This window comes from Sneathiella sp. (assembly GCF_029233945.1).
GTDB lineage: Bacteria > Pseudomonadota > Alphaproteobacteria > Sneathiellales > Sneathiellaceae > Sneathiella.
On record NZ_JARGOQ010000043.1, the window covers coordinates 21907 to 30349 of the forward strand.

General features: G+C 52.1%; 8 protein-coding genes. 4 read left to right on the forward strand and 4 right to left on the reverse strand.

Annotation, left to right across the window (positions count from 1 at the left end; genetic code table 11):
- Window positions 1-12 precede the first annotated feature (12 nt).
- Window positions 13-1449, reverse strand: a complete 1437-nt coding sequence (locus tag P1U71_RS13465) for a gamma-glutamyltransferase (RefSeq protein WP_301106133.1) — start codon at window positions 1447-1449, stop codon at window positions 13-15.
- Window positions 1450-1516: 67 nt separating this feature from the next.
- Here P1U71_RS13465 and P1U71_RS13470 point away from each other — a divergent pair, with 67 nt between their 5' ends.
- On the forward strand, window positions 1517-2866 hold the full coding sequence (locus P1U71_RS13470) for a M48 family metalloprotease (protein ID WP_301106134.1): 1350 nt from the start codon (window positions 1517-1519) through the stop codon (window positions 2864-2866).
- A 19-nt stretch (window positions 2867-2885) separates the two neighbouring features.
- Here P1U71_RS13470 and mscL read toward each other — a convergent pair whose 3' ends face one another.
- On the reverse strand, window positions 2886-3305 hold the full coding sequence (gene mscL / locus P1U71_RS13475) for a large-conductance mechanosensitive channel protein MscL (RefSeq protein ID WP_301106135.1): 420 nt from the start codon (window positions 3303-3305) through the stop codon (window positions 2886-2888).
- 232 nt (window positions 3306-3537) lie between these two features.
- Here mscL and P1U71_RS13480 point away from each other — a divergent pair, with 232 nt between their 5' ends.
- Complete coding sequence (locus P1U71_RS13480; protein ID WP_301106136.1) at window positions 3538-4323, forward strand: DsbA family protein; 786 nt, start codon at window positions 3538-3540, stop codon at window positions 4321-4323.
- Between the two features lie 10 nt (window positions 4324-4333).
- On the opposite strand, the gene hppD is transcribed toward P1U71_RS13480, so the two are convergent.
- Window positions 4334-5392: a 4-hydroxyphenylpyruvate dioxygenase gene (gene hppD, locus P1U71_RS13485; protein ID WP_301106137.1), complete on the reverse strand. Its 1059-nt coding sequence runs from the start codon at window positions 5390-5392 to the stop codon at window positions 4334-4336.
- 62 nt (window positions 5393-5454) lie between these two features.
- Here hppD and P1U71_RS13490 point away from each other — a divergent pair, with 62 nt between their 5' ends.
- Window positions 5455-5931, forward strand: a complete 477-nt coding sequence (locus tag P1U71_RS13490) for a MarR family winged helix-turn-helix transcriptional regulator (protein WP_301106138.1) — start codon at window positions 5455-5457, stop codon at window positions 5929-5931.
- On the opposite strand, the gene P1U71_RS13495 is transcribed toward P1U71_RS13490, so the two are convergent.
- Window positions 5923-6633, reverse strand: coding sequence for a DUF3750 domain-containing protein (locus P1U71_RS13495; RefSeq protein WP_301106139.1), 711 nt, complete (start codon window positions 6631-6633; stop codon window positions 5923-5925). The two genes, P1U71_RS13490 and P1U71_RS13495, sit on opposite strands and share 9 nt — an antisense overlap.
- 242 nt (window positions 6634-6875) lie before the next feature.
- On the opposite strand from P1U71_RS13495, the gene P1U71_RS13500 reads away from it, so the two are divergent.
- On the forward strand, window positions 6876-8366 hold the full coding sequence (locus P1U71_RS13500) for a DUF2971 domain-containing protein (protein WP_301106140.1): 1491 nt from the start codon (window positions 6876-6878) through the stop codon (window positions 8364-8366).
- Window positions 8367-8443: the final 77 nt, after the last annotated feature.

An 8443-nucleotide genomic window follows, 5' to 3' on the forward strand; every position in this document is an offset into this window, starting at 1 on the left:
ACTTGGCAGATATCAGTTTTCGATGAGGGACAGGCCGTAACCGCGCGGATCATGGCGGGAGACACAGTTGAACAGCTTGCCATCCCGGCAATAGATTGCGTTGACGGAGGCGAGCCGGTCAACCTCCACCATGACCGGGAACTCCGCCTGCAGGCTGCTGACATCCTCCGCTGTCATCGCGGATTCGAAGAGTAGAGGAAGCTGGGTGCCCATGGTGAAGAGGCGCGCGCTATCCATCGCCGGATCGAGATTGCCGCCCTTGGCGAAGATATTGAGTGCCGTCGTTACGGACGCAACCGTTGCAGACGCTCCGCCCGTTGCCGCCCCGGCATAATAGAAATCCTTATTCGGCAGATTGACGATTAGCAGCGGAGAGGCGGTGAATTCCTGGCTTTCCGGCGGCTGGTTCCCGGCCATGATAATGCCGGTAATCTCGCCCATCTGCCCCCCGCCAAAGGGAAAGCCGAGGCCGACAACACAGGCCACTGCCCCGCCCCGGTTATCCGTGGTCACAAAAGAGGTGGTGCCGTGGCTGATAAAGGGAGACATGGCCGGTATATCTGAGAAAACATCCGCCGTGGCCCGGGCAATCTCAATCTGGGGGATCGTGACATCGACACCGAGGATGCCCTTGCCCTCAAAGAGCAGTTTCCAGAGCTTGCTATACACATCGCCGGACGGGCCAGCGGATACACCGGCCATATTGTTATCCACGCGGAAGCTTTGCGCCTCTTTCCAGATCGGCTTGAAGTTCAGCATGTCGGATGGTGTGATCTTGCCGCCGGCCGCAAGCGCATCTTGGCTGAAGGTCCGGGCCCAGTTCCCGCTATAGAAGGAGGCGCCGCCTTCGGAGCGCAGGGCCGATAACAGACTGGCGAGCCGGATCTGGCGGATTTTCGTGCCTTCCGCCACAAACTCTCCATCTTTATCCATGAAAATACTCTGGATATTATAGTCGAGGAGGAGCTGATCCTTATTCAGGACCATCGCCATATGTTGCGCGCGGGAGAGAGGCTGACCGAAATTGGCGATCTGTTCGGCGGGAGCGAGAAGCTGCGACCATTCAAGCCTGCCGTAACGCGCCTGCAACGCCGCCATGCCACGAATATTGCCGGGAATTGCAATCGATCCCCCGCCAGACGGGGCCCTGTTAAAAAACTGCAGATTTTCAAGCTTGTTCGTCTCGGTGTCATAGACGATACATTCCCCGCCGCCACCGAGGGAGGCCGCAATCGGGTATGTCACGGCGAGAGTGAAGTAAAGTGCGGTTGCCGCATCCGCCGCCGTGCCGCCCGAGGAGAGGATATCTTCCGCGATGAGGGTGGCGCGCGGTTCATCGGACGCCGCGCCGCCGAGATTCTCTTCGACATTGCCGATCTCCCCAAGCGGGACGGAAGGGCCGCCGCAGGCATTGAGTGTGAGAGGGGCAAGACATGCGAGTGATATCAATCGAACCTTCCATTGACGCGAGAGCTCCCAGTTCCTAGTTTTAGGAAGGGATGAAAGGAATTTATTCTTGATCAAACGCATATTTACGCCGATATCCATATTCTTGGTCCTGTTACTGTCCTTGGGGAGCGCCGCTGCCAAACAGACGGCCCCTTCTTTTATTCGTGACGCAGAAATTGAACATACCCTTCGCGCTTACGCAAGGCCTCTGTTCAAGGCGGCGGGGCTGAATGGCGATGATGTGGAGATTTATATCATCAACAGCACTGACCTCAACGCCTTTGTCGCGGGCGGACAGCGGCTGTTCATATATAGAGGCTTGTTGGAGCGGGTTGAGAATCCGGGCCAGTTGAAAGGCGTGATCGCCCATGAAACGGGCCATATCGCGGGCGGGCATCTGGCGCGAACGCGCGATGCGCTTGCCAATGCGAATGTCAAAAGTATCGTCGGCATGATCCTGGGCTTGGCCGCCATGGCGGCAGGTGGCGGTCAGGCCGGTGCGGCGGTGGTCCTCGGCTCTCAGGATGCAGCGACGAAATCCTTCCTCAGCTACAGCCGGACGCAGGAATCTTCCGCGGACCAGGCGGCCATTACCTATCTGAACCGGACGGGCCAGTCGGGGCGCGGCATGGTGGAGTTTCTGGAAATTATCGGCAAGGATCAGTATCAGCCGCAATCGACCATTTCCTCCTACTACCGGAGCCATCCGGTCAGCAGTGAACGTGTTTCGGCGCTTGCGCAGCGGGTGAAGAATTCGCCCTACAAGGACACACCGGCGAGTGACGCGGATGTGATCGCCCTCAAAAGGATGCAGGCGAAGCTTTATGGCTTTACCCGCCCTCTCCCCAAGACGCTCAAGCAATATCCTGAAAGTGACCAGAGTCTTGAGGCCAGATATGCACGCGCCATCGGATATTTCAGATATCCCGATCTTCCCAAGGCGATCAAGGAGATTGACAGCCTGATCGCGGAAAGTCCGTCCGATCCCTATTTCCATGAACTAAAGGGGCAGGCACTTTATGAGAACGGGGATATCTTTGGGGCCCTCGCCCCGCTGGAGACCGCCATGACGCTTGCGCCGAATGAACCCCTGATCCTGACATTCTATGGCACCGTCCTGAACGCGACCGGGGATGTGCGAAATTCCGAGAGGGCTATTGTTGTGTTGAATGACAGTCTCTCTTTCGATCCGAACAACGGCAACACATGGGACCAACTGGCCACCGCCTATAGCCGGACCGGCGATACGGGGATGCTGTCATTGGCAAGCGCGGAACGCTCCCTATTGGAGGGAAATTACCAGAAGGCCATATTTCATGCCCAGCGGGCGCAGGATTTCTTCAAACTTGGCAGCCCGTCCTATCTTCGTCTGGACGACATCATTACCTATGCCAATCAGGCGTCACGGAAGCAGTAACCCGTGACGCCCGGAAAGGTTATTTCTGGCTTTTCAGCAAGTCGCGAATTTCTTCAAGAAGAACCTCTTCGCGTGGCGGTGCGGCGGGTTCGGCCGGAGCTTCCTCTTCCTTCGGGGTCAAGCGATTGATCTGCTTGATCAGGAGGAATACCGCGAAGGCGACGATAATGAAGCTGATCACCGTATTAACGAAAGCGCCGTAATTCAGGGTGACCGCACCCGCTTCTTTCGCGGCAGCCAGGGTTTCATAGGTTCCGCCGGACAGAGTGATAAAGAAATCTGTAAAATCAACACCACCCAGAAGCATGCCGATTGGCGGCATGATGATGTCCGCAACGAGTGATTTGACGATTGTTCCAAATGCAGCACCAATAATGATACCGACGGCCATATCGACAACATTGCCGCGCATGGCAAATTCTTTAAATTCCTTAAGCATAGACTACCCCCAACTCTTAAAAGTATAAGCGCATACTTGTACTATTTTCCGGGTTATTGCGCAGTATTCCCGTATTCTTGACTATAATATACTTTATAAAATCCACAATCGTGTTTATCTGGATGGGGTCGTCATGCGCATTTGTCCTGCAGAAATGATCACAGGAAAGTTTATTTGATTTTATCGGGCGCTCGCGCATACTCGGTAAAAATTAACCCATGAAAGCAATAACATGTCCGGCAAATCCAGGCTCAGCAGCCTCAGCATTCTCTCTCTTTGTGCCTTGATCGGGCTGATCACTTTTGGCGCCTATCAATATATGCTGGCGAAACCCCAAGGGTCGGAGGATGAGTTCGGCGAGCGGGTTCGCGCCTATCTCCTCTCCAATCCGCAGGTGCTGCGCGAGGTGATTGCGGAGCTTACCAAGCAAGAAGAAATGGCCGCTACGGTAGAACGTACGGGCCTGATAGCGTCGCTCGCAACGGACTTGAAAGACGACGGGCACAGCTATGTTGCCGGAAATCCCGATGGGGATGTAACGATTGTGGAGTTTTTTGATTATCGCTGCGGTTATTGCAAGCAGAGCTTCCCTGAATTGATGAAAACTGTTGAGGAAGATGGCAATATCCGTCTGGTTCTAAAGGAATTTCCCATTCTCGGCGCGGATTCCTTCCTTGCTTCTCAGGCGGCAATCGCTTCACTGGAGCAGGACAAATATCTCGCCTTTCATACCGCGCTGATGGAAAGTCGCGGCGGCATGACGATTGAGCGTATCCGCAGTATCGCCGCCGATGTCGGCCTCGATGTGGAACGGCTTGAGGCTGACATGAAAAAGGATGAGGTCCGCGAGATCGTCGAGAAAAACTATGTTCTTGCAAAGAAACTCGGGATCAGCGGCACACCCGCCTTCGTCATTGGCGAGGAGTTTATCCCCGGCGTTATTTCCGGGGAGCAGATGCAGGCGCTCATTGCGGCGGTGCGGGAATCCTCGGCTCTCGCCGCGGAAAATGAATCCTGACTAACGCGCGTTAGATAACGCCGCGCCTGATCTGATCGAGCTCGATTGATTCGAAAAGTGCCTGAAAATTCCCCTCCCCGAAGCCTTCATTGCCCTTTCGCTGGATAATCTCAAAAAAGATCGGGCCGATGACATTCTGGGTGAAAATCTGCAGGAGCAATCCCTGCCCTTCGGTCGGCGCACCGTCAATGAGGATTTGCAACTCTTGCAGCCTTGCGACATCTTCCCCGTGATCCGCCACCCGTTCATTGATCTGCTCAAAGTAAGTGTCCGGCGTGCTCTGGAACAGCGCGCCCGTCTCCCGCATTGACTTGACCGTCGCATAGATATCATTGGTGCCGAGCGCGATATGCTGGATGCCCTCGCCATGATAGGCGGTGAGATATTCCTGTATCTGCGACTTGTCGTCGGAGCTTTCGTTGATCGGGATGCGGATCTTGCCGCAGGGGCTGGTCATCGCCTTGCTTTTAAGGCCGGTTAGCTTGCCCTCGATATCGAAATAACGGATTTCCCTGAAATTGAAGAGGCGTTCGTAATATTCCGACCATTCGTTCATCCGACCGCGATGCACATTATGGGTCAGGTGATCGATATAGGTGAGACCCGTGCCCGTCGGGTGCCGCTCCTCCCCCTCGATGGGCAGAAAATCGACGTCATAGATGGACCCCTTGTCGCCATAGCGATCCACAAGATAAATCAGCGAATCCCCGATGCCTTTTATCGCCGGGATATTGAGTTCCATCGGGCCGGCATCGGACGGCACGACCCAGGCGCCAAGCTCCTCGGCACGTCGGATCGCCTTTGCGGCATCCTTCACCCGGAACGCCATGGCGCAGGCACAGGGCCCATGAATGCGCGCGAAAGACTGCGCGAAGCTGTTGGGTTCGGCATTGACGATGAAGTTCACGTCCCCCTGCCGATACAGCGTCACATCCTTGGAGCGATGTCTGGCGACGGGACGAAAGCCCATGGAGATAAAAAGATTGCCCAAAGCCTCCGGGTCCGGCGCGGCATATTCGACAAATTCGAAGCCGTCGGTTTCCATCGGATTGTCCCATAAATCAGCCATTTTCCGCCTCCTGCAAAAAAGTAGTTTCATTTGAAACTTTAATCCGTAAAATGGATCGGGTAATGAGTAAAGTCAAGGCTGTTTCGATGAATGATATGCAACCAAGTCTCTATCTCCCCCGCTTCCTGCCCTACCGCCTGACCAAGCTGTCCGGCATGATCAGCCGGAGCCTGGCCGCGAAATATTCAAAGATGTTCGATCTGACCATCGCGGAATGGCGCATTGTGGCGTTGCTGGGGTCGAATCCCGGCCTGACCGCGCGGGAGATTGCGCCGCTTGCCTCCCTTGACAAGGTAAGCATCAGCCGGGCGGTGGACCGGCTTTCCAAATCGGGCCGGCTTGAAAAACGTATCCTGAAAGGGGACCGCCGCTCCGCCGCGCTTTACCTTACCAGGGCGGGGAAAACGATGCTGGCGGAGATTATACCGCTCGCGCAAAATTATGAGGATCAGCTCCTCGCCGAATTTAGCCCGGACGAGATTGAAATGCTCGATAGCTTCCTGAACCGGCTGGACGCGACGGCAGACGCGTTAGGGTAGTTCGTTTTGCGCGCCGAATGGCTCCAGTCGCCCGAAACCCGGCAGTTTCAACGCAAAATCATCGATATCCAGTCCGAGGGTGAGGCCCAGCAGGTGAATCTCTATCCCCTCCACCGGGCTTAAGGAAAAGCCCCCAAGACCGAGCAGGGAAAACTGCATGCCGCGCCCGCTCACCGCGCTCCCCAGAAGATGGCTGCCGGAGATGAAATCCTTGCCGATGGCGGTTGGCGGAAGATCGAGTTCAAGTTCCGGCACCTCGCGTCCGATATGGGCGATAAAGCTGTTTGAATTGGGGCCGGGCCAGACGCGATACTCGTATTTGTGCGGATAGCTCTCGATGCTTGCCTCGATCCGGCTGACCAGCTTTTCCGCCTCGGGGCCTTCAACAACGGCGAGAAGTTCCGGCGCATTCCCGAACCAGTGATTATCGGGCGCGCTACGGCTATGCACCAGCGCATTGCCGCCGTTCCGCGCGCGCCAGCCAATCACCTCATAGCGGTCGTAATTGTCCGCGTCTTTGCGCTTCATGGAAATCCAGGTATGAATGGCGAAATTCCCGCGCCAGCCCCAGGTGCGCGCGCCGAAGACCTGAATGATGGCCTCTTTATGGCTCTCCGGCGAGGGCGATAGCCCGGTGGCATCCCGCCGCGCCGAGGACCAGCTTGATGCCTCCGATGAGGTGCCGGCCGCGACCGACAACATCTGCGGCAACCCGAAAAGCACAATCGCGCATAATAAAACCAGAAAGATCTTCCGAACCGCCGCCATACCACCCCTTATCCCGCACTGCGCAAATCCAGACTATAAGGGTAAGGCCCTATTCCGCAAAATCAATCATTTGCGATGAAGTTGGCCGTATTCCCAGGCTAGTTACTCGCTATCATGCTGTGGTAGCGTATACATGTGAATTGTTCCGGTTACGAAAATTTTTGCCGAGTTATTAGATGAGTAATTCAATTTATAGATTCCGCTCTATCGATAAAATTCTGTCGACTGAGGATCTTAATGGAACAAATCAAACAAAAGAAATCCCCATAACAGGGTATGACGAGCTGAGGAAACAGCAAATATACTTTTCCCCTTTGAATTCGCTCAATGATCCTATGGAGGGTTATAGAGACATATATTGGGATGGCGATGAAATTGTCTGGCGAAATTTTATAAAGCATTACTTGCTTTGCCTAGAGCATATTTATGGATCTTTTTGTATTGGCGGCAAAGATTTTCCGTTATCTTCAACTGACATTCTAGTATTTCAAAAATACAGCGACTTACCAACTGATGAATACAAGCACCTATTTGACGAGATACTAAGCCGTTTTTTCTCGAATGAAAACGCAAAACTTTATCCCAAAAGATTGGCAGAACGGCAAATTTCAATAAAAAGAAATGAATTGTTATCCTATCTTCGGTCAATTCACACTTATGCTTTGTTTTGCATTGCCAATGTGTATCAAAAACACGGCATGGTAGAGCATAAACCTTCGATAGAAGAATTTGACCCTCAATCACTTATTTTTACAGAAGAATTCTTTGTAGCCGCTAATCAGTTCGCAATGGAAAATACTGACAAGTCAGCCGCAATTGAGGAAATCTACGCTGCACAAACAATAGTGTATGAAGAGGTTTGTTTAATACATAAATACAATTCGCATAATTTTAGAGCAAATCAGGACTTCTTGCTTCTTAGATTTCCCATAGAATATCTAAAACAAATTGAACAATTATTGTATCCAAACAATTATGTCGCTTGTTTTTCCGAAGAATGCACCAATTCTTCAATGTGGGCTCACTATGCGGAAAACCATTCCGGCATATGTTTGCAATTCAAAACCGATACTAATTTCAATATAAATCTGTACACTATTACCAGCACGGGCGGCCACAAAAAAGGAGATGAAATAATTTCAACCGATATCTATGGGAATAGAAAATACCGTCTCTCTAAAGTGCAATATGATGCGAAGCATCCTGAAATAGACTTTTTCCGTTCTTTAGGACAACTGCCTATTCCACATCTGAATGAAGTTTGGTTTTATGATGAAAATGGCAAATGTAGTGTTTGTGCAAATGGTATTGTGTCTGAGAATGAAGAATGGAGAAGGCAATACTGGGAAAGGCATCAGGAAGGATTAATAACTAAATCTTCTGATTGGCAGTATGAAAAAGAATATCGTGCAATTCTCACAACGTTTGTGATTGACGGCGAAAAATCCTCGAAAAACACCACCTATAATTTTGAAACGCTTGAAGGCATTATTTTCGGTATGAATACGAAAACCGAACATAAACTTGCAATCATAAAAATTATTGACGAAAAATGTAGAGAAAATTCCCGCGAAGATTTCAAATTCTACCAAGCATACTATTCCCAATCTACAGGCAAAATTGAGAAAAAAGAATTATCCTTCTTAACGCCTAAACACAATCGTTAGTATCTACTCACCCCTCATCCCGCATCGACTAATTTTCACGATTGCTTTAAACTCGCGCGAGACTTCTGTATAAGGGG